The organism is Nocardia sp. NPDC057440, assembly GCF_042802915.1.
Taxonomy (GTDB): domain Bacteria; phylum Actinomycetota; class Actinomycetes; order Mycobacteriales; family Mycobacteriaceae; genus Nocardia.
The window spans coordinates 61,131-87,196 of sequence record NZ_JBHVDF010000006.1 but is presented as its reverse complement, the minus strand read 5'-3'; the positions used below and the strand labels follow the sequence as shown (position 1 = coordinate 87,196).

Genomic DNA, 26,066 nt, shown 5'->3' with positions numbered 1-26,066 from the left:
TCGAGCTTGGCTCGAGTTCGGAAGGATTGCGGAAACTTAGATGGTCGACGACAACAAGCACCTTGACTACCTGAAGCGCCTGACGGTCGATCTGCGCCAAACCCGCAGGCGGCTGCGGGAAGTCGAGGATCAGAAATTCGAGCCCATCGCGGTTGTGGGTGTGGCGTGTCGTTACCCGGGTGGAGTGGCCTCTCCGGAGGATCTGTGGAATCTGGTGTCCGACGGCGTCGACGCGGTCGGTGAGTTCCCTACCGACCGCGGTTGGGACGTGGACGGGCTCTACGACCCGGACCCGCAGGCGCGCGGGAAGTCGTACACGCGCTCGGGCGGGTTCCTCTATGACGCAGCGGAATTCGACGCGGAGTTCTTCGGAATCAGCCCGCGCGAGGCACTGGCGATGGACCCGCAGCAGCGGATCCTGTTGGAAACCTCTTGGGAAGCCCTGGAACGAGCCGGTATCGACCCGTCGACGTTGCGGGGATCCGATACCGGTGTCTTCGCCGGCGCGGCGAATGGGGAGTACGCCGATCTGCTGCACGCGGGTCCGGTGGATCTGCGGGGCTACCTGCTGACCGGTACGACCGGCAGCGTGGTGTCGGGCCGGGTGGCGTACGCGCTTGGGCTGGAGGGCCCGGCGGTGTCGGTGGACACCGCGTGCTCGTCGTCGCTGGTGGCGGTGCATCTGGCGGCCCAGTCCCTGCGCTCGGGGGAGTGCGCGATGGCGTTGGCCGGCGGCGTGACGGTCATGGGCTCGCCGGGGATGTTCGTGGAATTCTCCCGGCAGCGGGGGCTGGCGGCCGATGGCCGGTGCAAGTCGTTCGCGGCGTCGGCGGACGGCACGGGCTGGTCCGAAGGCGCGGGCATGCTGGTGCTGGAGCGGCTGTCCGACGCGCAGCGACACGGGCATCGAGTGTGGGCGGTGATTCGCGGAACGGCGATCAATCAGGACGGCGCGTCCAACGGCTTGACCGTGCCGAACGGTCCCTCGCAACAGCGGGTGATCCGCGCCGCGCTGGCCAACGGACGGCTCTCGACCGACGACGTGGATGTGGTGGAGGCGCACGGCACCGGCACGGTGCTGGGGGATCCGATCGAAGCACACGCCCTGCTCGCCACCTACGGACAGGACCGTGATCCGCAGCGGCCACTGTGGCTCGGGTCGCTGAAATCCAATATCGGTCACTCGGTGGCCGCGGCGGGCGTCGGCGGCATGATCAAGATGATCATGGCGATGCGGCACGGGGTGATGCCGCCGACCCTGCATGTCGACGAGCCCACCCCGCGGGTGGACTGGTCCACCGGCGCGATCGAACTGCTGACCCGGAAGCGGGATTGGCCCGAGGAAGCGGACCGGCCCCGCCGGGCCGCGGTGTCCTCCTTCGGCATCAGCGGCACCAACGCGCACGTCATCCTCGAACACGTATCCGACGGCGCACCGGCCGAATCCGAGCCGGGCACCAAACCCGGCAGCTCGGGAAGCAACGTCGCGGCGGTTGCGTGGGTGGTGTCGGCGAAGTCGGAGGCCTCGCTGCGGGCGCAGGCCGCGCGGTTGCACGAGTTCGTGGCCGCCGATCCCGCGGTGTCGGTGTCCGAGGTGGCGCATTCGCTGATCTCGACTCGCACGTTGTTCGCGCATCGGGCCGTGGTCGTGGGGGACGACCGGGCCGAGCTGCTGCGCCGACTGGCCACGGTGGCGGCCGGCGAACCGGGTCCCGATGTCGCCGTCGGTTCCGGCGCGGCGTCGCGGGTCGGTGTGATGTTCGCCGGGCAGGGCTCCCAGCGGGCGGGCATGGGGCAGCAGCTGTATGGCCGGTTCCCGGTGTTCGCCGAGGCCTTCGACCAGGTCTGCGCGCAGCTGGATCCGCTGCTCGGGCTCTCCGTGCGCGACGCGATCAGCTCCGGAACCGAATTGGAGCAGACCCGGTTGACCCAACCGGCGCTGTTCGCGGTCGAGTTGGCGCTGTATCGCCTGCTCGAATCATGGGGTGTCACCGCGGATGTGGTGTTCGGGCATTCGATCGGTGAGATCGCCGCCGCGCATGTCGCCGGCGTGCTGAGCCTTGCCGATGCGTGCACGTTGGTCGCGGCGCGGGGCCGGTTGATGCAGGAATTGCCCACCGGCGGAGCGATGCTCGCGGTACAGGCCGGTGAGCAGGAGATCACCGCACTGCTGGACAGCGTCGACGGGGTGGACGTGGCCGCGGTCAACGGCCCCGCGGCAGTGGTGATCTCCGGTCGTGCGGAGGTCGTGGACGGTCTCGCCGAGCAGCTGTGCGAGCACGGGCGACGCGTCAAACGGTTGCGGGTCAGCCATGCCTTCCATTCCTCGTTGATGGAACCGATGCTGGCGCGGTTCGCCGAGGTGGTCGCGACATTGCGCTTCGATCCGCCCCGGATTCCGGTGATCTCGACCGTCACCGGGGCGGTGGCGGATCCCGGCCTGTGGTGCTCGCCGCAGTACTGGGTCGATCAGGTGCGGCGGCCGGTGCGGTTCGCCGACGCCGCGGCCGCGGCCTGGGCCGACGGTGTGGACACCTTCGTGGAAGTGGGTCCCGACTCGGTGCTGTCGGCGATGACCGCCGAGTGCCTGCCCGAGGCGGCGACCGTGGTGGCGGTGCTGCATCCCGAGCGTGACGAACCCGCCGAGATCCTCGCCGCGGTCGCGCGGTTGTCTGTGCGGGCGGTGCCGGTGCGCTGGAACGCGGTGCTCGCGGACCCGAACCCGGCAACGGTGGAACTGCCCACCTATGCCTTCGACCGCCGGCGCTTCTGGCTCGAACCCGCGCTCGGCGCCGCCGGTGTCGAGTCGGTGGGTCTTGGCGCGATGGGGCATCCGCTGCTTGGTGCGGTCGTGTCGGAGGCGAAGTCCGGCGACGTGCTGCTGACCGGCCGGTTGTCGGTGGCGACGCAGCCGTGGCTGGCCGACCACGCGGTCGCCGGGCTGGTCCTCCTGCCGGGGACCGGCTTCGTCGAGCTGGCCTTGCGCGCCGGTGCCGAAGCCGGATACCCGGTGATCGACGACCTGACGCTGCAGGCGCCGCTGCTGCTGCCCGCCTCGGGCGGTGTGCGGATCCAGGTTGTCGTCGGCGGGCCCGGACCGGAGTTCGCGCAGCGGCCGATCTCGATCTACTCGCGCAGTGAGCACGATCCGGACGGTCAGTGGGTCCTGAACGCGCGGGGGCAGCTGACCACCCTGGACGACCCGGCCGCGCCCGCATCGGAGACCTGGCCGCCGGCCGCGGCGACCGATCTCGATGTCGCGTCCGCGTACACGGCCCTGTCGGCACGGGGCTACGAGTACGGTCCGGCCTTCCAGAGTGTGCGGGCGTTGTGGCGACGTGGCGCCGAGGTATTCGCCGAGATCGCCATCGACGCCGATAGTGGTGCGCGCGCCGAAGGATTCGGGATTCATCCGGCACTGCTGGATGGGGCACTGCAGGCCGGACTGCTGGCCGGTGTCCTCGATAATGCTGCGGGACAGCGGGATTCACCGTTCACGGTGGCGGCCGGGCAAGTCGTGCTGCCCTTCTCGTGGGAGTCGGTCGCGCTGCACGCGGCCGAGGCATCGGTGCTGCGCGTTCGGTTGACCACCACCGGATCGTCGGTGTCGCTGTGGGCGGCGGACGAGCAGGGTCAGCCGGTGTTGTCCGGATCGGTGACGCCCCGGCCCATGCGACTGGAGCAGCTCGCCGCGGGTGCGAGCGGCGCGGCCGATGCGTTGCTGGAAGTGGTGTGGTCGCCGGTCGAACCGGATTCGCCGGCAGTGGATTCGGGTTCGGTCCGGTGGGACCGGCTGGATCCGGAAGCGGCGGTGCCGCCGGTCGTGGTGGTCCAGACCGGGTCCGGGTGGAGCGAAGCCTCCGGCACCGACGTGGTGACCGGTACCCATGCCGAGGTCGCACGCGTTCTCGAGGTGGTACAGGCGTGGCTGTCCGAGGACCGGTTCGCCGCGAGCACCCTGCTGGTCGCCACCCGCGGTGCGGTCGCGGTGGCCGAGGAGGATCTCACCGATCTCGCCGGTGCCGCGGTGTGGGGCTTGGTGCGGACCGCGCAGACCGAGGATCCGGGACGAATCATCTTGGTGGACACCGACACCGGCGTCGACCAGTCCGTCGCGGCCACTGTCGTGGCCGTGGGCGAACCTCAGGTAGTCCTCCGTGACGGCATCACCCACACCGCGCGGCTCTCCCGGCCTGCGCCCGTCGCGTCTGCAACGGCCGCCGCCGACGCCTTCGGTGCCGGAACGGTGCTGATCACCGGTGGTACAGGTGGTTTGGGCGCGGTGGTGGCCCGGCACGTGGTGGCCGAGCACGGCGTACGGTCGTTGCTGCTGGTGAGTCGCCGAGGTCCTCGGGTCGAGGGCATCGCGGCATTGTGCGCCGAGCTGGAGCAATTGGGTGCGCAGGTGCGGGTGGTGGCGTGTGATGTCACCGACGCCGACGCGGTGGCCGGGCTGCTGGCCGACATCCCCGCGCAGTGGCCGTTGACCGGTGTGATCCATGCCGCGGGTGTGCTCGACGACGGGGTCATCGCCTCCTTGACCACCCAGCGGGTGGATGCGGTGCTGGCACCGAAGGTGGATGCCGCATGGCATCTGCACCAGGCGACCGCGGATCTGGATCTCGCCGCGTTCGTGGTGTTTTCGTCGATATCGGGCACGGTGGGCGGTCCGGGGCAGGGCAACTACGCGGCCGCGAACGCCTTCCTGGACGGGCTGGTGGCTCACCGGCGAGCCCGCGGACTGGCCGGTCAGTCGCTGGCGTGGGGTCCGTGGGCACGCTCGGGCGGTATGGCCGGGCAGTTGGGTGAGGTCGACCTGGCTCGGATGAGCCGGGCCGGATTCACCGCGATCCCGGACGAGTCGGCGTTGGCCGGTTGGGATGCGGCGCTCGAACGCGGCACGGCGCACGCGGTGATCGCCACGGTCGACACCGCCACGATCCGCGCTCAGGCCGAGGCCGGGCTGCTGCCCCCGCTGCTGCGCGCACTGGCGCCGGCGGTGCGGCGGTCCGCGGAGCACTCGATGGTGGGGTCGAGTCTGCGGCAACGGCTTTCGGGTCTGGACGCCGGTCGGCAGCGGCAGGCGGTGCTCGATACCGTCCGAACCCACATCGCGGCCGTTCTCGGCCACGACAGTGCGACCGCGATCGATCCCGATCGTGCCTTCCAGGACTTGGGTTTCGATTCCCTGGGCGCGGTCGAGCTGCGTAACCGGCTCAAGACCGCCACCGGCCTGTCGCTGGCGGCCGCGGTCGTCTTCGACTACCCCACACCGCAGGCGCTAGCCGCGCACCTGACCGACGAGCTCACCGGTACCGGGCACAACGTGGCGGTCACCGCCGCGAAAGCCTTCGATGGCGAACCGATCGCGATCGTCGGCATGGCGTGCCGGTACCCGGGCGGGGTCCGATCGCCCGAGGAGCTGTGGCAGCTGGTCGTGACCGGGACCGACGCGACGTCGGAGTTCCCGGTGAACCGCGGCTGGGATACCGAGCGGCTGTACGACCCGACCGGGGAAACACCGCACACCACCTACACGCGTTCGGGCGGATTCCTGCATGCCGCAGGTGAGTTCGATCCGGCGTTCTTCAATATCAGCCCGAATGAGGCCGCGCTGATGGATCCGCAGCAGTTTCTGCTGTTGGAGACCTCGTGGGAGGCGTTCGAGCGAGCCGGCGTCGACCCCGCGCTGCTGCGCGGCAGTGCGACCGGTGTCTTCGCCGGCATGATGTACCACGACTATCCGGTCAACGCGAACGCGGGATCCATTGCGTCCGGCCGGATCTCGTATGTTTTCGGTCTGGAGGGGCCGTCGGTCACGGTGGACACGGCGTGTTCGTCGTCGCTGGTGACAATGCATTTGGCGGCACAGTCGCTGCGGTCGGGTGAGTGCGATCTGGCCTTGGCCGGTGGTGTGACCGTGATGGCGACTCCGGAGACCTTTGTGGAGTTCAGCCGGCAGCGGGGGCTGTCGCCGGACGGTCGGTGTAAGTCGTTCTCCGACGCGGCCGATGGTGTCGCCTGGTCCGAGGGCGCCGGTGTGCTGGTGCTGGAGCGGTTGTCGGACGCGCGCCGCAATGGTCATGACGTGCTCGCGGTGATCGCTGGTTCGGCGGTGAATCAGGATGGCGCGTCCAATGGTTTGACCGCGCCGAATGGTCCGTCGCAGCGGCGAGTCATTCGTCAGGCCTTGGCCAATGCCGGGGTGTCGCCGGTCGACGTCGACGTGGTGGAAGCTCACGGCACCGGTACCACGCTGGGTGATCCGATCGAGGCGCAGGCGCTGCTTGCCACGTATGGCCAGGAGCGTGGTGCGGATCGGCCGTTGTGGTTGGGGTCGTTGAAGTCCAACATCGGTCACGCTCAGGCGGCGGCGGGTGTCGGTGGCGTGATCAAGATGGTCATGGCGATGCGGCACGGACTGTTGCCGCGGACCCTGCATGTGGATCAGCCGTCCACGAAGATTGACTGGTCCGAGGGCCATGTCCGGTTGCTGACCGAACCGATGGCCTGGCCAGAGGTGGATCGGCCGCGTCGTGCTGGTGTCTCCTCGTTCGGAATCAGCGGCACCAACGCACATCTCATTATCGAGCAGGCCCCGGTATCGGCGGTCGAGTCGGTCCCGGAGGTCCGGACCGTCCCGGCGGTGCCGTGGATGTTGTCGACGCGCGGCGGCGAGGCTCTGGCCGCTGCGGCTGCGCGGCTGGCATCGCATGTGGTCGACCATGATCCGAACGATGTCGGTTTCTCGCTGGCGTCGACGCGCGGTGTCTTCGAGCATCGGGCCGTGGTGGTGGCCGATGATCGTGCGGGGCTGCTCGCGGGCGTGCGGGCGCTGGCCGCGGGTTCGCCCGCATCCGGTGTGGTGTCCGGCCGCGTGGTGGCGGGTTCGACGGGTGTGGTGTTCTCGGGTCAGGGTGCGCAGTGGGCCGGTATGGCGGCCGAGTTGCGTGCGGCGTATCCGGTGTTCGCCGAGGTTTTCGACGGAATCGTTGCCGAGTTGGATCCACTGCTGGGGCAATCAGCTTCGCTGAGTGTGGCGTTGGCGGACGGTGAGCTGGTCGATCGGACGGTGTTCGCGCAGGCGGGGTTGTTCGCGTTCGAGGTGGCGTTGTTCCGGCTGCTCGAATCCTGGGGCGTACGAACGGATGTGGTGGCCGGTCATTCGATCGGTGAGATCGCCGCTGCGCATGTGGCCGGTGTGTTGTCGCTGTCGGATGCGTGTGTGTTGGTGGCTGCGCGTGGTCGGTTGATGCAGGCGTTGCCTTCCGGTGGGGCGATGGTCGCTGTCGGCGCGTCCGAGGCCGACGTGCTGCCCTTGCTGGCCGATGTCGAGGGGGTGTCGGTCGCGGCGGTGAACGGTCCGTCGTCGGTGGTGCTGTCCGGTGTCGAGGACGCGGTCGTCGCTGTTGTCGAGGTGTGCACCGAGCGTGGTTGGCGGACGCACCGATTGCGGGTTTCGCATGCTTTTCATTCGGCTCTGATGGAGCCGATGCTGGCCGAGTTTGCCTCGGCGATAGCGGGTTTGACCTTCGGTCGGCCCACCATCCCGTTGGTGTCGACGGTGACCGGCGCCCAGGTCGCCGACGAGATGACCGATCCGTCGTATTGGGTCGGTCAGGTCCGGGATACGGTCCGGTTCGCCGATGCCCTTGCCACGATGGCCGGTTCGGGTGTCTCCAGGTTCGCTGAGGTCGGGCCGGACGCCGCGTTGACCCCGATGGTCGCCCAGACTCTCAGCGACGCCACGGCGGTTTCGATGACCAGACGTGACCACGCGGACGCGGTGACCGTAACCAGTGCGGTGGCCCGGTTGTTCGTGGCCGGTGCCGAGGTGGACTGGGCCGGTTTCTACGCCGGGACGGGGGCGCGGCGAATCGACCTGCCCACCTATGCCTTCCAGCACGAACGGTTCTGGCTCGACGCCAAGCAGATGCTGGCGCAGTCGTGGCTCGGCGCCGAACTGGGCGGTCTCACCGCGGTCGGGCTGGATGCGGCGGCGCATCCGTTGCTGGGTGCGGTTGTGCCGCACCCGGATTCGGGTGCGGTGAGCTTCACCGGCCGGTGGTCGCTGGATTCGGTGGAATGGCTGGCGGACCACAGCGTGCTGGGCACCGTGTTGCTGCCGGGCACCGGATTCGTCGAACTGGCCGGTCACGTCGGTGGCCTGCTGGGCTGCGAGGTGGTCGACGAGCTCGTTCTGCATACTCCGTTGACCCTGACGGCCGAGGGCGATGTCGCCGTGCAGGTCGTAGTGGCCGCCGCGGACGAGGCCGGTCGCAGGCGACTGAGCGTGCACTCGCGGCAGACAGCCGCGGGTCCGTGGGTGCTCCATGCCGAAGGCGTGCTCGTCCCCGGCGAGGGGATGGCCGACTTCGACCTCGTCGCGTGGCCACCCGCCGGCGCGCAACCACTGGACGTCGACGGCGCCTACGACGAGCTGCTCGATATCGGATACGGCTACGGCCCCTTCTTCCAGGGGCTGCGGGCCGCGTGGCAGCGCGGTGACGAGGTGTTCGCCGAGGTCGCGCTACCGGATCCGAAGGACGCCAAGGGTTTCGGGATCCACCCCGCGCTGTTCGACGCGGCGCTGCACGCCGCGATCGTCCATGGTCTGCGTGGCGGCGTCGAGGGTTTCCCGGCGCTCCCGTTCAGCTGGAACCGCGTGGTGCTGCACGCGGCCGGCGCTGCCGCGGTGCGGGTGCGCATCGTGCTGCAGGGCGACCGGTTCGCGGTGCAGATGGCCGATGAGCAGGGGCAACCCGTACTGTCGGTGGGCGCGTTGATCTCTCGGCCGGTGTCGGCCGATCGCCTGAGCGCGGAGGGGGCATCGGACGCCCTCTTCGGCGTCGAGTGGGTCGCTGCCGCGCCGTCCACGGCGAACGTCGAGCCGGACCGGGTTGCGGTACTCGGCGGGCGCGACGGTGATCTCGCGGCATTGATCGCCGATCTGGACGCGAACCCCGACTCGGTCGTGCCCGACCTGGTGTTGCTCGAGTGCCCCACCCACGAGGGTGCGCCGCCGGAGGCCGCCCGCCGGGTCGCGATCGGCGTGCTCGAGACCGTCCAGCGTTGGCTGGCCGACAGTCGTTTCGCTGGTTCGCGTTTGGTGGTGCTGACCAGGCACGCGGTGGCCGTTGCCGACTCGGAGCAGGTCGATCTGGGCCAAGCGCCGGTGTGGGGCCTGCTGCGTGCCGCGCAGGCCGAACACCCGGGCCGATTCCAGCTGCTCGATCTGGACGCCGACGGTGATTCGCTCGGCGCGGCGGCCGCTGTCGCGACCGAGCCGGAGGCCGCGATGCGGGGTATGAGCGCGTACGTGCCGCGGTTGCGTCGTCACGCGCCCGGTTCGATCATGCGGCTGTCCGGACCGGGCACTGTGCTGGTGACCGGTGGTACGGGTGGCCTGGGCGCGGTGATCGCCCGGCACTTGGTGGCCGAACACGGTGTGCGCCATCTGCTTCTGACGTCTCGGCGTGGCCCGGATGCTCCGGGTGCCGCGGATCTGCGCGCGGAGCTGACCGAGTTGGGTGCGCAGGTGACCATTGTCGCGTGTGATGTGTCGGATCGGTCTGCGCTGCCGGCGTTGCTGGATGGTATTTCGGTTGAGCATCCGCTGGTGGGTGTGGTGCACGCGGCCGGATCAGCGGACAACGGTCTGATCGAGTCGATGACGGCCGAGCGGGTCGATTATGTGTTCGGGCCCAAGGTCGATGCGGCGTGGCATCTGCACGAGCTGACTCGCGATGCCTCGTTGTCGTTGTTCGTGCTGTTGTCGTCCGCGGGCGGGCTGGTGCTGGCCGCCGGTCAAGCGAACTACGCCGCGGCGAATGTCTTCCTGGATGCGCTCGCGGCACACCGTCGGAGTCTGGGATTGCCTGCGACGGCGGTGGATTACGGGTTGTGGGCGCGATCGTCGGGGCTCGGTGTCGAGTTGTCCGAAGATGACTTCGATCGGATGCGCCGCCAGGGCTTCCCCCCGCTGACCGAGGCAGACGGTCTGGCGCTGTTCGATTCCGCGATCGCGACCGATACCGCGCAGCTGGTGGCGCTGCGGGTCGATCCTGCGGTGCTCCGGACGCGGGGCGAGCAGATCCCCGCTCTGGTCCGCTCGTTGGCACCGGCCCCGGTCCGCAGGCAGACCAGGACCGTTGCGGGCCAGGCCTTCGCGCTCGAGCTGGCCGGCTTGTCGGACGCGGACCGTGCGCGCGCTCTGCTCGACCTCGTCCGATCGGTGGCGGCCGCCACTCTCGGGCATGCGTCGGTGGATGCTGTTGAGCCGCAACAGGCTTTCCAGCAGCTCGGTTTCGATTCGTTGAGCGCGGTCGAATTCCGTAACAAGCTGAATGTCGCGACGGGTCTGCAACTGCCGGCGACGCTGGTCTTCGACTACCCGAACGCGCAGGTTGTCGCCGAGTACATCGGTTCGCAGCTCACCGGCACCGCGGCGGTCGAAAAGCCCGTGATCAGCCGGGTCCGCACCGGCGACGACCCGATCGCGGTGGTGGCGATGAGCTGCCGCTACCCCGGTGGCGTCGCCTCGCCCGAAGACCTGTGGGACCTGGTCACTTCCGGCACCGACGCCACCGGCGAGATGCCGTCGGATCGTGGCTGGGATATCGAGGGCATCTACGATCCAGAACCCGGCAAGGCGGGCAAGACCTACACCCGTCAGGGTGGATTCCTTTACTCCGCAGCCGATTTCGACGCGGATTTCTTCGGGATCAGCCCCAACGAAGCCACGATGATGGATCCGCAGCAGCGGTTGCTGCTGGAGATTTCGTGGGAGGCGTTGGAGCGCGCCGGTGTGGATCCGGCGGTGCTGCGCGGCAGTTCGACCGGTGTCTTCACCGGCCTGATGTACCACGACTACGCCCAGCGCACCGGTACCGGCAGCGGTGCCGCGGGCAGCTTGGTTTCGGGCCGGGTGTCCTATGTGTTCGGTCTGGAAGGACCGTCGGTCACCGTGGACACCGCGTGCTCGTCCTCTCTGGTCGCCCTGCATCTTGCCGCGCAGTCGCTGCGGTCCGGTGAGTGCGATCTGGCGCTGGCCGGTGGCGTGGCGGTGATGGGGACCCCCGACATGTTCCTCGAGTTCGGCCGGCAGCGTGGCTTGTCGCCGGACGGACGGTGTAGGTCGTTCTCCGACACGGCCGATGGCGTCGGGTGGTCCGAGGGCGCGGGTGTGTTGGTGTTGGAGCGGTTGTCCGATGCTCGTCGCAATGGTCATGACGTGCTCGCGGTGATCGCTGGTTCGGCGGTGAATCAGGATGGCGCGTCCAATGGTTTCTCCGCGCCGAACGGTCCGTCGCAGCGGCGGGTGATCCGTCAGGCGTTGGCCAATGCCGGTGTATCGCCGGACGAGGTGGACGTGGTGGAAGCTCACGGCACCGGTACCACGCTGGGTGATCCGATCGAGGCGCAGGCGCTGCTTGCCACGTATGGCCAGGAGCGTGGTGCGGATCGGCCGTTGTGGTTGGGGTCGTTGAAGTCGAATATCGGTCATGCCCAGGCGGCGGCGGGTGTCGGTGGTGTGATCAAGATGGTCATGGCGATGCGGCACGGCGTGCTGCCCAAGACGCTGCACGTCGATCGGCCCAGCACCAAGGTGGATTGGTCCGAGGGCCATGTCCGCCTGCTGACCGAACCGATGGCCTGGCCGGAGGTGGATAGGCCGCGTCGAGCGGGTGTGTCTTCGTTCGGCATCAGCGGCACGAATGCCCACCTCATCGTGGAGCAGGTCCCGGTGACCGCGCCGGTGGTGGCCCAGGCTCCGGAGCCGGCCTCGGTGCCGGCAGCGCGGCCGTGGGTGATCTCGGCCCGTAGCGCCGAGGCTCTCGCCGCTCAGGCTGCCCGCCTGGCATCGCATGTGGGCGAACACGATCCGGTCGACGTCGGCTTCTCCCTGGCGTCCACTCGTGCGGTGTTCGAGCACCGTGCGGTTGTCGTGGCCGATAACGGTGACGGTCTGCTCGCGGGCGTCCGGGCGCTGGCCGCCGATACGCAGGCACCCGGTCTGGTGACTGGTCGTGTCGCGACGGGGTCGACAGGTTTCGTCTTCTCCGGTCAGGGTGCGCAGTGGGCCGGTATGGCCGCCGGGCTCCGGACCGCCTATCCGGTGTTCGCCGAGGCTTTCGATGCGATCGTCGCCGAGCTGGATCCGCTCCTGGAACAGTCGGATTCGCTGAGCACGGCGTTGTCGGACGGTGAGCTGGTCGATCGGACGGTGTTCGCGCAGGCGGGTCTGTTCGCGTTCGAGGTGGCGCTGTTCCGGCTGCTCGAATCATGCGGTGTGCGTGCGGATGTCGTAGCCGGCCATTCGATCGGTGAGATCGCCGCCGCGCATATCGCTGGCGTGTTGTCGCTGGCGGATGCCGGTGTGCTGGTGGCCGCGCGTGGCCGGTTGATGCAGGCGCTGCCCGCGGGTGGCGCGATGGTCGCCGTGGGCGCCTCCGAGCTCGATGTGCTGCCGCTGCTGATGGCCGGTGCGGTGTCGATCGCGGCGGTGAACGGCCCGTCGTCGGTGGTGCTGTCCGGTGTCGAAGCCGATGTCCTCGCCGTCGCTGAACAGTGCGCCGAACAGGGATGGCGCACACACCGGTTGCGGGTCTCACACGCTTTCCACTCGGCCCTGATGGAGTCGATGCTGGCCGAGTTCGCCTCGGCGATAGCGGGTTTGACCTTCGGCCGACCCAGTATCCCGTTGGTGTCGACAGTGACCGGGGCCCGAATCACCGATGAGATGTCGGATCCGGCGTATTGGGTCGGCCAGGTCCGCGACACTGTCCGGTTCGCCGGCGCGGTCGCCACGATGGCCGGTTCGGGTGTGTCCAGGTTCGTCGAGGTCGGCCCCGATGCGGTGCTGACCCCGATGATCGCGCAAACCCTTGATAGCGGGGATGGTGCGGCCGCAACCGTGGTCGCGCTGTCGCGCCGGGACCAGGCCGATGTGTCCGCGGTGCCGACCGGCCTGGCCAGGTTGTTCGTCGCGGGCGCCGACCTCGACTGGGCGGGTGTGTACGCCGGTACCGGAGCGCGCCGAATCGACCTGCCCACCTACGCTTTCCAGCGTCGGCGGTACTGGATGTCCGAGGGGCCTGTCGGCGGCGGCGATGCCCGGGCAATGGGTCTGGTGGCGACCAACCATCCGTTGGTTTCGGTGGTGGTATCGCAGCCGGACTCCGAGGCGATGATCCTCACCGGTCGCCTGTCGGTGCGGACGCATCCGTGGTTGGCCGATCACCTGGTGCTGGGGACCGTATTGTTCCCCGGCACCGGATTCGTCGAGCTGGCCCTGTACGCGGGAGAGCGGGTCGGCTGCTCGACGTTGGACGATCTGGTGCTGCAGGCCCCGCTGGTGTTGTCGGAGTCCGATGGGGCCGCGGTGCGTATCGTGGTCGATCCCGCGGACGAGACCGGCCGGCGCGGGGTGCGGATCTTCTCCAGCCCGGACGGGGACGCCGATGCGGCGTCGTCGTGGCTGCTGAATGCCGAAGGCGCGCTTGCCCCGAGCGCGGCCGTGCCGGCCGTGGATCTCGCGACGTGGCCTCCGGCGGGCGCGCAGGTTTTGAACGTCGATGGTGTCTACGACGAGCTGCTCGATGCCGGGTACGGATACGGCCCTGTCTTCCAGGGCCTGCGGGTGGCGTGGCAGCGCGGCGAGGAGGTCTTCGCCGAGGTCGCCCTCCCGGACCCGCAGGATGGCCAGGGTTTCGCGCTGCATCCGGCGCTGCTCGATGCCGCGCTGCATGCCCTGCGGCCGGCAGGCCACCTGCGCGCCGAGGGCGCCGGCCCGGAGTTGCCGTTCGAGTGGTCGGGTGTCACGGTGCACGCGGCGGGGGCCGGCGCGCTGCGGGTGCGGTTGACCCGGGTGGGTGACCGTGCCGTGGCCGTGGATCTGGCGGATTCGACCGGTGCCGCGGTGGCGACGGTGCGGCAGCTGGCGTCACGGCCGATCGATCCCGTGCAGCTCAGCACCGGTGCGTCCGTTGCGCGCAGCGCCGTATTCCAGGTCGGGTGGACACCGATCTCGGTGTCCGGCACCGGAATCGATGCGGTGTCGTGGGCGGATCTGGGTGACGAGGTGCCTGCCGCGGTGGTGCTGGAGTGCCCGGCGGGTAATGAGCCGGACACGGTTCGGGCCGCGACTCACGGTGTGCTGCGGGTGCTGCAGTCGTGGCTTGCCGATGAGCGGTTCGGCGAGTCGGTGTTGGTAGTCCGGACCAGCGGTGCGGTATCGGTTGCCGGGGAAGATATTACGAATCTGGCGGGTGCCGCCGCGGCCGGTCTGGTCCGTACGGCCCAAGCGGAGAGTCGTGGCCGGATCATGGTGGTGGACAGCGATTCCGGCATCGACGGTCTACTGGGCGGCATTCTGGCTGCCGAGGAACCGCAGGTGGCGGTGCGTGGCGGGCAGGTCTTCGGTGCGCGACTGGTCCGGGCGACCCCTTCGTCGGCCACCGGCTCGCCCTTCGCCCCGGACGACACGGTCCTGATCACCGGTGCCAGCGGCTATCTCGGTGGCCTGTTCGCCCGGCATCTGGTGGCCACGCGCGGTGTTCGCCGGCTGCTGTTGCTGAGCCGTCGCGGTGAATCCGCCCCCGGCGCAACCGAGCTGCGGGACCAGTTGCGGCAGCTCGGCGCCGAGGTCGAGTTCGCCGCGTGCGACGTCGCCGACCGTGATGCGCTGGCCGCGGTACTGGCCGCTATCCCTGCGGACCGTCCGCTCGCAGGTGTGTTCCATACGGCCGGTGTGCTCGATGACGGTGCGATCGCCGCGCTCACCCCGGAGCGGATGGACGCGGTCTTGCGGCCGAAGGTCGATGCCGCCCTGCATCTGGACGAGCTGACCGCCGATCTGCCGTTGCGGGCGTTCGTGCTGTTCAGTTCGGCGGCCGGCGTCTTCGGCAATCCAGGGCAGGGCAACTATGCCGCGGCCAACGCCTGTTTGGATGCGGTGGCGTTGCACCGCAAGGCATCCGGGCGCGAAGGACAATCGCTCGCGTGGGGTCTGTGGGGCGCGGCCGGGGGTATGGGCGCGGAGCTCGGCGATACCGAGCGGCGCCGGATGTCTCGGTCGGGCATGCTGCCGCTGACGGAAGAACAGGGTCTGGCGCTGTTCGACGCTGCTTGCGGAATCGACGCGGGCGCTCCCGTGCTGGCCCGTCTCGATCTGGACGGCATCCGCACCGCGGGGTCTGCCATGGCCCTACTGTCGGGCCTGCTTCCCGCTCGCCGTCGGACGGCTTCGAGCGGCGCTACGGCGCTGCGTTCTCGTTTGGCCGCTACTCCCGACAGCGAGCGCCTGGGTGTGCTCGTGGAAACCGTTCGCGGTCAGGTCGCGGCGATTCTGGGTCATCGCAACGCGAATGCGATTGCACCCGATAGGGCATTCAGCGATCTGGGCTTCGATTCGATCTCCGCGGTCGAGTTCCGCAATGGCCTCGCGACCGTGACGGGTCTGCGGCTGCCTGCGAGTGTGGTGTTCGACTATCCGTCACCCCAGGCGCTGGCCGAATACCTGGCAGGCGAGTTCGCCGACCACCAGGGCTCGGCGACAGCTGTTCGCGGAGCGCTGCAGACCCGCGACCGTCAGCTCGACGAACCTATCGCGATCGTGGGTATGGCGTGCCGGTATCCGGGTGGGGTCGGTTCGCCCGAGGAGCTGTGGAATCTGGTTGTGACGGGGACGGACGCGGCGTCGCAGTTCCCCGTGAATCGTGGTTGGGATGTCGGCCGTCTCTACGATGCGGCCGGGGAGAAGCCGAACAGCACGTACACCCGTGAGGGTGGATTTCTGCATGCCGCAGGGGAGTTCGATCCGGCGTTCTTCAATATCAGTCCGAATGAGGCCGCGTTGATGGATCCGCAGCAGTTTCTGCTGTTGGAGACTTCGTGGGAGGCGTTCGAGCGGGCGGGTGTCGATCCGGGTTCGTTGAAGGGCAGCCGGACCGGTGTGTGGGTCGGCATGATGTATCACGACTATCCAGCCAACGCGAACGCGGGATCTATTGCCTCGGGGCGGGTTTCGTATGTGTTCGGGCTGGAGGGGCCGGCGGTCACGGTGGATACGGCATGTTCGTCGTCTTTGGTGGCCATGCATTCGGCTGCGGCGGCGTTGCGGTCGGGTGAGTGTGATCTGGCGTTGGCCGGTGGTGTCACCGTCATGGCCACCCCGGAGACGTTCGTGGAATTCAGCAGGCAGCGTGGGCTGTCGGCGGACGGCCGGTGTAAGTCGTTCTCCGACACCGCCGATGGGGTGGGCTGGTCGGAAGGTGTCGGCATCCTGGTGCTGGAGCGGCTGTCCGACGCGCGGCGCAACGGTCATCGGGTGCTTGCGGTGATGACCGGTTCGGCGGTGAATCAGGATGGTGCGTCGAATGGTTTGACCGCGCCGAACGGTCCCTCGCAGCGGCGGGTGATCGGGCAGGCGCTGGCCAATGCCGGGATCGCGCCGACCGAGGTGGATGTGGTGGAAGCCCATGGCACCGGCACCACCTTGGGTGATCCGATCGAGGCGCAAGCCCTTTTGGCTACGTACGGGCAAGAGCGGGATGCGGATCGGCCTTTGTGGCTGGGGTCGTTGAAGTCCAACATCGGTCATGCTCAGGCGGCGGCTGGTGTCGGTGGTGTCATCAAGATGGTCATGGCGATGCGCCACGGGGTGTTGCCGAAGACGCTGCATGTCGATGCGCCCAGTTCCAAGGTGGATTGGTCCGAGGGCCATGTGCGGTTGTTGACCGAGTCGGTGGTGTGGCCGGAGGTGAATCGGCCGCGTCGTGCGGGTGTGTCGTCGTTCGGTATCAGTGGCACGAATGCGCACGTCATCATCGAGCAGGCCCCGGCTGTGGAGCCGGAGCCGGTGGTGGCCGTTCCGGCCGACGGATTGCTGCCGTGGGCGGTCTCCGCACGCGGCGGGCAGGCTCTTGCCGGTCAGGCCGAGCGGCTGGCCTCTCATGTCGCCGATCATGACCTGGATCCGGCGGATGTCGGCTTCTCGCTGGCGTCCACGCGGGCGGTGTTCGACCACCGTGCGGTCGTCCTGGCCGAGAACTGTGATGGGCTCCTGGCGGGTATGCGGGCGCTGGGTCGCGCCGAAACCGCTTCCGGTGTGGTGGTCGGCCGTGTGGTGGCGGGTTCGACGGGTGTGGTGTTCTCGGGTCAGGGTGCGCAGTGGGCCGGTATGGCTGCCGAGCTGCGGTCTGCGTATCCGGTGTTCGCCGAGGCTTTCGACGCGATTGTCGCGCAGGTGGATCCGCTGCTGGAACAGTCGGTTTCGCTGGGCACGGCGTTGGCGAGCGATGAGCTGGTGGATCGGACGGTGTTCGCGCAGGCGGGTCTGTTCGCGTTCGAGGTGGCGTTGTTCCGGTTGCTCGAATCGTGGGGCGTGCGTGCGGATGTCGTGGCCGGTCATTCGATCGGTGAGGTCGCCGCTGCGCATGTTGCCGGTGTGCTGTCGCTGACGGACGCCTGTGTGTTGGTGGCCGCGCGTGGTCGCCTGATGCAGCCGCTGCCTTCCGGTGGCGGAATGGTCGCCGTGGGCGCCTCCGAGGCCGATGTGCGGCCGCTGCTGACCGGTGAGGTGTCGATAGCGGCGGTGAACGGCCCGTCGTCGGTGGTGCTGTCCGGTGTCGAAGACGCGGTCGCCGCTCTTGTCGAGGTGTGCACCGAGCGCGGTTGGCGGACGCACCGATTGCGGGTTTCGCATGCTTTCCATTCGGCCTTGATGGAGCCGATGCTGGCCGAGTTCGCCTCGGTAATAGAGGGTTTGGCGTTCGGCCGCCCGAGCATCCCGCTGGTGTCGACGGTGACCGGTGCGCGCATCACGGATGAGATGGCCGTTCCGTCGTATTGGGTCGGTCAGGTCCGGGACACGGTGCGGTTCGCCGATGCCGTTGCGGCAATGACGGATCTGGGTGTGTCCCGGTTCGCCGAGGTCGGCCCCGACGCGGTGCTGACCCCGATGATCGCGCAGATCGTCGACTCCGGGCGGCTGCCCGCGACTCCGGCGATCGTGCCCTTGGCGCGTCGGGGTCGGGCCGATGCGCCCATGGTGTTGGGTGGGGTGGCCGCCTTGTTCGTGTCCGGCGCCGCTGTGGACTGGTCCGGTCTCCATGCCGGAGGTCAGCGAATCGATTTGCCCACCTACGCCTTCCAGCACGAGCGGTTCTGGCTCGATCCCCGGCAGATGCTGGCGAAGTCGTGGCTGGGAGCCGAACTGGGCGGAGTCGGCTCGGCCGGGCTGGACGCGGTGGAGCATCCGCTGCTGGGTGCGATGGTGTCGCATCCGGAGTCGGGTGAGGTGAGTTTCACCGGCCGGTGGTCGGTGGACTCGATGCAGTGGCTGGCCGACCACAGCGTGCTCGGCACCGTATTGCTGCCGGGCACCGGATTCGTCGAGCTGGCGAGCTACGTCGGCGGCGTCCTGGGCTGCGAGGTGGTCGATGAGCTTGTCCTGCATACCCCGTTGACGATGCCGGCCGAGGGCAGCGTCTCGGTACAGGTCGTGGTGGCCGGCGCCGACGAGGCCGGTCGCCGCAGGCTGACTGCGCATTCGCGCCCGGCCGCCGAGGGGCCGTGGTTGCTGCACGCCGAAGGTGTTCTCGCACCGGGTGAGACGGCGGCCGATTTCGATCTGGCCGTGTGGCCGCCCGCGGGTGCGCAGCCGACTCCCCTCGCGGGCGTCTACGACGAGTTGTTCGACCTCGGGTACGGCTACGGCCCGTTCTTCCAGGGTTTGCAGGCGGCGTGGCGGCGTGGTGACGAGTTGTTCGCCGAGGTCACGTTGCCGGATCCGCAGGACGGCAACGGCTTCGGAGTTCATCCGGCACTGTTCGACGCGGCGCTGCATGTCGGTATCGTGCACGGTCTTCGGGATGGTGTCGGTGATTTCCCGGCCCTGCCGTTCACCTGGAACCGCGTGGTGTTGCACTCCGCCGCCGCCGCCGCGGTGCGCGTCCGAATCGTGGTCGACGGCGCCAAGTTCGCGGTGCAGCTGGCCGATGACCAGGGGCACCCGGTGCTGTCGGTCGGTGCGTTGGTGTCGCGACCGGTATCGGCCGATCGCCTGGGCGCCGACCATGCCGGGGAATCCCTCTTCCGCGTGGACTGGAGCACTGTTGCCCCGCCTGCGGCGCCCGCGGAGCCCGGCCTGCTGGCTGCGCTCGGCTGGGGCCGAAGTTCCGGTGCGGTGCGGGGCTTCGGTGATCTCGCGGAGCTGATCGCCGATCTGGATGCGAACCCGGACGCGGTCGTCCCCGAGATGGTGCTGCTGGAGAGCCCATTCGAGGACGCCGCGCCGCCGCAGGCCGCACGCCGGGTGGTGACCCGGGTCCTGGACACCGTCCAGGGGTGGCTGGCCGAAACCCGTTTCGCCGGTTCTCGTTTGGTGGTGTCGACCAGGCTCGCCGTGGCCGTCGCCGATTCCGACTCGGTGCGGCTGGACCAGGCGCCCGTGTGGGGTTTGGTGCGCGCCGCGCAGGCGGAGCACCCGGGTCGATTCCAGCTCCTGGACCTGGACAGCGACTACGATCCGATCTCCGTCGGGACCGCGGCGATGGCCGCGGAACCGGAAGCCGCACTGCGTGGGCAGAAGGTGCTGGTGCCGCGCTTCGGCCGCCACGCATCCGATGCGGTCGCTCGGCCGCTCGAGCCGGGCACGGTGCTGGTGACCGGCGGGACCGGCGGCCTTGGTGCGGTGATCGCCCGGCATCTGGTGACCGAACACGGTGTGCGCCACCTGCTCCTGACATCCCGGCGGGGTCCGGGTGCGCCCGGCGCCGCCGAGCTGCGCGATGAGCTCGTCGAGCTCGGCGCGCAGGTCGCGGTCGCCGCCTGCGATGTGTCGGATCGGGCCGCGGTCGCCGCACTACTGGACGGCATCTCGGCCGAGCATCCGCTGGTGGGCGTCGTGCACGCGGCCGGAATCGCGGATAACGGTGTGATCGAGTCGATGACGCCGGACCGGCTCGGGAATGTCTTCGGGCCCAAGGCCGATGCCGCGTGGCATCTGCACGAGCTCACCCGCGACGCCGCGCTGTCGCTGTTCGTACTGCTGTCCTCGGCGGGTGGGCTGGTGCTGGCCGCCGGCCAGGCCAACTACGCTGCGGCGAACGTCTTCCTCGACGCCCTCGCGGCACATCGTCGCGATCTCGGATTGCCGTCTACCGCAATTGATTATGGCCTGTGGGCGCGGTCGACCGGCCTCGGTACCGAGCTGTCGGAGGACGACTTCGAGCGGATGCGGAGGCTGGGTTTCCCGCCGTTGACCGAGGCCGAAGGCTTGGCGTTGTTCGATGCGGCGATCGCCGCCGAGACGGCCCAGGTGGTGGCGCTACGGGTCGACGCGGCCGTGCTGCGCACCCGGGGCGAGCAGATCCCCGCCCTGCTGCGGGCGATCGCGCCCGCTCCCGTGCGCCGGGCGACTCGGACCGTGGCTGGGCAGGCGTTCGCGCAGCGGCTGGCCGGGCTCTCCGGCACCGAGCGCGCCGCCGCACTGCTCGATCTCGTCCGGGCCACTGCCGCGGACACTCTCGGGCACGCCTCCGGCGCTGCCATCGAGCCACAGCAGGCTTTCCAGGAGGTCGGGTTCGACTCGTTGAGCGCCATCGGGTTCCGCAACAAGCTCAATACCGCGACCGGTCTGCAACTGCCTGCCACGCTGATCTTCGATTACCCCAACCCGCAACTCGTCGCCGACTTCATCGATTCCCAGTTCACCGGCACGAGCCGGGACATCGAAATCACCACCGGCGCAGCCGTCGGTGACGACCGGATCGCCGTGGTGGCGATGGGCTGCCGCTACCCGGGTGGAATCGCGTCGCCGGAGGATCTCTGGCGGCTGGTCGCGTCCGGTGGGGAGACCACCGGAGAGCTGCCGGACGATCGGGGCTGGGATATCGACGGTATCTACGATCCCGAGCCCGGCAAGGCGGGCAAGACCTACACGCGCCATGGTGGATTCCTGTACTCCGCAGCCGATTTCGACGCGGACTTCTTCGGGATCAGCCCGAACGAGGCGACGGTGATGGATCCGCAGCAGCGGGTGCTGCTGGAGGTTTCCTGGGAGGCGCTGGAACGCGCCGGTGTCGACCCGGCGGTGCTGCGCGGCAGCTCGACCGGCGTGTTCACCGGCGTGATGTACCACGACTACGCCCAGGGCGCCGGTACCGGCAACAACGCCGGCGGCAGTCTGGTCTCCGGTCGCATCGCCTACACGCTGGGCTTGGAAGGTCCTGCGGTGTCGGTGGATACGGCGTGCTCATCGTCGCTGGTCGCCCTGCATCTGGCCGCGCAGTCGCTGCGGTCGGGCGAATGCGATCTGGCGTTGGCCGGCGGCGTGGCCGTGATGTCGGCACCGGACATGTTCCTCGAGTTCAGTCGCCAGCGGGGGTTGTCCCCGGACGGTCGCTGCAAGTCCTTCGCGGACGCGGCCGACGGTGTCGCCTGGTCGGAGGGCGCGGGTGTGCTGGTGCTCGAGCGGTTGTCCGATGCCCGGCGCAACGGTCATCGGGTGCTCGCCGTGCTCGCGGGTTCGGCGGTGAATCAGGATGGCGCGTCGAATGGTTTCGCCGCGCCGAACGGCCCGTCGCAGCAGCGGGTGATCCGCCAAGCCCTCGCGAACGCTGGTGTTTCCGCGGTCGACGTCGATGCGGTGGAGGCTCACGGCACCGGCACGACACTGGGTGACCCGATCGAGGCGCAGGCGCTGATGGCCACATACGGCCGGGATCGGGATACCGCGCGGCCGTTGTGGTTGGGGTCGTTGAAGTCCAATATCGGTCACGCTCAGGCGGCGGCGGGTGTGGGTGGCGTGATCAAGATGGTCATGGCCATGCAGCACGGACTGTTGCCGCAGACCCTGCATGTGGATCAGCCGTCTAAGAAGGTGGATTGGTCCGAGGGACAGGTCCGGCTGCTGACCGAGCCGGTGTCGTGGCCGGCTGCTGACCGGCCGCGTCGTGCGGCGGTGTCCTCGTTCGGCCTCAGCGGCACCAACGCGCACCTGATCGTCGAACAGGCGCCCGCAGTGGTCCCGGCTCCGGAGGACAAGACCGCTCCGGCCGGCGGAGTGCTGCCCTGGGTGCTCTCCGCCCGCAGTGGAGAGGCGCTCGCCGATCAGGCCGCCCGCTTGGCAGCGCAGGTGAGCGGCCATGAGGATGACCCGGTCGATGTCGGCTTCTCTCTTGTCGATTCGAGAATGCTGTTCGACCACCGGGCCGTGGTGTTCGCGACCGAACGTGACGCGCTGCGGGCCGGAACACAAGCGCTGAGCCGGGCCGAATCCCTTCCAGGTGTGGTGTCCGGCCGGGTGGCGGCGGGTTCGACGGGTGTGGTGTTCTCGGGTCAGGGTGCGCAGTGGGCTGATATGGCTGCCGAGTTGCGTGCGGCGTACCCGGTGTTCGCCGAGCACTTCGATGCGATTGTCGCGCGGCTGGATCCGCTGCTGGGACAGCGGACTTCGCTGGATGTGGCGCTCTCGGACGAGGATTCGGTCGATCGGACGGTGTTCGCGCAGGCGGGGTTGTTCGCGTTCGAGGTGGCGTTGTTCCGGTTGCTCGAATCGTGGGGCGTACGAACGGATGTGGTGGCCGGTCATTCGATCGGTGAGGTCGCCGCCGCGCATGTGGCGGGGGTGATGTCGCTCGAGGATGCGTGTGTGCTGGTGGCCGCGCGCGGCCGGTTGATGCAGGCGTTGCCTTCCGGTGGGGCGATGGTCGCTGTCGGCGCCGCCGAGGCCGACGTGACGGCGTTGCTGTCCGGCGAGGTCTCGGTCGCGGCGGTCAACGGCCCGACATCGGTGGTGCTCTCCGGCATCGAAGACGATGTGCTCGCCGTAGTCGGGAAGTGCACCGAGCGTGGCTGGCGGACACACAGATTGCGGGTCTCGCATGCCTTCCATTCGGCCTTGATGGAGCCGATGCTGGCCGAGTTCGCCTCGGCGATAGATGGTGTGGTGTTCGGTCGCCCGAGCATCCCGCTGGTGTCGACGGTGACCGGTGCCCGGATCACCGATGAGATGACCGATCGGGCGTATTGGGTCGGTCAGGTTCGTGACACCGTCCGGTTCGCCGACGCGGTTGTCGCGATGGCAGGTCTGGGTGTATCCCGGTTCGCCGAGGTCGGACCGGACGCCGTGCTCTTCCCGATGGTCAACCAGATCGTCGAGGAGTTGACCGTGACCGCGACGGTGGTGGCGCTGGCGCGTCGAGGCCAGGCGGACGCGTCCGCTGTGGTGGCCGGGACTGCCGGGTTGTTCGTCACCGGCGCTCACGTCGATTGGGCCCGCCTGTACGCCGGTACCGGAGCTCGGCGCATCGACCTGCCCACCTACGCCTTCCAGCGTCAGCGCTATTGGATGGCCGCCGGGTCCGCCGCCGGTGGTGACGCCAGGTCGATGGGTTTCGCGGCCACCGGGCATCCCATGGTCTCGGCCGTGGTGTCGCAACCGGAGTCCGACGCGATCGCGCTCAGCGGCCGATTGTCGGTGCAGGCGCAGCCCTGGCTGGCCGACCATGCGGTCATGGACACCGTGTTGGTCCCTGGCACCGGTCTGGTCGAACTCGCCCTGCACGCAGGAGAACAGCTCGGCTGCACGATGCTGGAGGAGCTGGTATTGCGGGCGCCGCTCGTGCTGTCGGATTCGGCGGGGGTCGCCGTGCGGGTCGTGGTCGATGCCGAGGACGCGGCCGGTCGTCGCGGGGTTCGGATCTTCTCCCGCTTCGACGAGGGTGTCGATGCGCCGTGGACGTTGAATGCCGAGGGCGGGCTCGCGCCGGAAGGTGACAGTGCCGCAGTGGATCTGGTGTCGTGGCCGCCCGCGGACGCGGTCGCGGTGGATATCGACGGCGTCTATGACGCCCTCGATGCGCAGGGTTATCACTACGGTCCGGTGTTCCAGGCGCTGCGAGCGGTCTGGCGCGGATCCGACGGGCTCTACGCCGAGGTCGCGTTGCCCGAGACGGCGCGCGCGGACGCGGAACGGTTCGGCATGCATCCCGCGCTGCTGGATGCGGCATTGCACGCCTTGCGGTTTGCCGAGGACACCGCGTCGGAGGAAACCGGCCTGGCGTTGCCGTTCGAGTGGTCCGGCGTCACTGTGCACTCGGCGGGGGCCGATGCGTTGCGGGTTCGGCTCACTCGCATCGGTGAACGCGGAGTCGCGCTGGATCTGGCGGATTCGACCGGTGCTGCGGTGGCGACGGTGCGGCACTTGGCGTCCCGGCCGATCGATCCCGCACAGCTCACCGCGGGCACACCCATTACTCGCACTGCCGTCTTCGATGTCCGCTGGACGCCGATCACGGTGTCCGAGAACGAGGTCGCCGGCGTGGCATGGGCGGATCTCGGTGACGTGGGTGAGCAGGTCCCGCAGGTGGTGGTGCTGGACTGCCCGGCGGGCAATGATCCCGCCACCGTTCGTGCCGCTACTCATGGTGTGCTGGAGGCACTGCAGTCCTGGATTGCCGAGCCTCGGTTCGGCGAGTCGGTGCTGGTGGTTCGGACCAGTGGCGCGGTATCGGTGGCCGGGGAGGACATTGCGAACGTGGCCGGTGCCGCTGTCGGCGGCCTGGTTCGGGCCGCGCAGTCGGAGCATCCTGGCCGGATCGTGCTGATCGACAGCGATTCCGGCATAGACGGTCTGCTGGGCGGGATTCTGGCTGCCGAGGAACCACAGGTGGCCGTCCGCGCCGGGCGGGTACACGTCGCGCGACTCGCGCGGGTCGTCTCCACCGACGCTCCGGCGGCCGGTTCCTTCGATCCGGACGACACGGTTCTGATCACCGGTGCCGGCGGCTTCCTCGGTGGGTTGTTCGCCCGGCATCTGGTGTCCGCGCGCGGTGTTCGCCGTCTGTTGTTGTTGAGCCGGCGCGGTGAATCCGCGCCCGGTGCAATCGAACTGCGGGACCAGCTGCAGCAGCTCGGTGCCGAGGTCGAGTTCGTCGCGTGTGACGTCGCCGATCGTGCCGCGCTGGCGCAGGTGCTGGCAGGCGTCCCTGCCGACCACCCGCTGACCGGTGTGTTCCATATGGCCGGTGTGCTCGATGACGGTGCGATCGCTTCGCTGACTCCGGCCCGCATGGATGCGGTGTTCGGGCCGAAGGTCGATGCCGCACTGCACCTGCACGAACTGACCGCCGAGCTGCCGCTGCGGGCGTTCGTGGTGTTCAGTTCGGCGGCCGGTGCGTTCGGCAATGCCGGCCAGGGCAACTACGCCGCGGCCAACGCCTGCCTGGACGCACTGGCCGCGCACCGCAGGGCATCCGGGCTCTCCGGCACCTCGCTGGCCTGGGGTCTGTGGAGCATGGACGGAGGTATGGCGGCGGAGCTCGGCGATGCCGAGCGGCGCCGGATGTCCCGGTCCGGCATGCTGCCGCTGTCGCAGGAGCAGGGCCTGGCGCTGTTCGATGCGGTGACCGGGCTGGACACGGCGGCCCCCATCCTGGCCCGCTTGGATCTCGATGCCATGCGCGGCGCGGGATCCGCAGTGCCCGTCCTGCTTTCCGGGCTGGTCCCGCAGCGCCGGAAGGCAGCCTCGGGTGCGTCGGCGGCGCTGCGGGCACGGTTGGCGAGCACTACCGACAGAGAGCGCCTCGACGTGCTGCTGGAGATCGTGCGCGGTCAGGTCGCGACGATTCTGGGTCATCGGAATGCGAATGTGATTGCACCCGACCGGCCCTTCAGCGAGCTGGGCTTCGATTCGATCTCCGCTGTCGAATTCCGTAATGCCCTCGCGACCGCGACAGGTCTGCGATTGCCGGCGACCGCGGTGTTCGACTATCCGTCACCGCAGGCGCTGGCCGAATATCTGGCCGGTGAGTTCGGCGGCCATCGGGGCTCGGAGCCGGCAACGGAGCTGTCGGAGAACAGCATTCGCAACGCCCTCCAGACGATTCCGCTCGCCCGTCTCCGCGACGCGGGCCTGCTGGAGGCCCTCATGAAGCTCACGAACGGGCAGGACGGCCAGGACGACACCGATCAGACCGTCACGGATGAGTCGATCGACGAGCTCGATATCGACGGCTTGATCGACCTGGCCTACAACAACTCCTCCGAGGACTGAAGGA

Annotated in this window: 1 protein-coding gene; it reads left to right on the top strand. The window is 69.0% G+C overall.

Annotation, left to right across the window (positions count from 1 at the left end):
• The first annotated feature begins 40 nt into the window (after nucleotides 1–40).
• Nucleotides 41–26,062: an SDR family NAD(P)-dependent oxidoreductase gene (locus tag ACFU4Z_RS13885; protein ID WP_379062672.1), complete on the top strand. Its 26,022-nt coding sequence runs from the start codon at nucleotides 41–43 to the stop codon at nucleotides 26,060–26,062.
• Nucleotides 26,063–26,066: the final 4 nt, after the last annotated feature.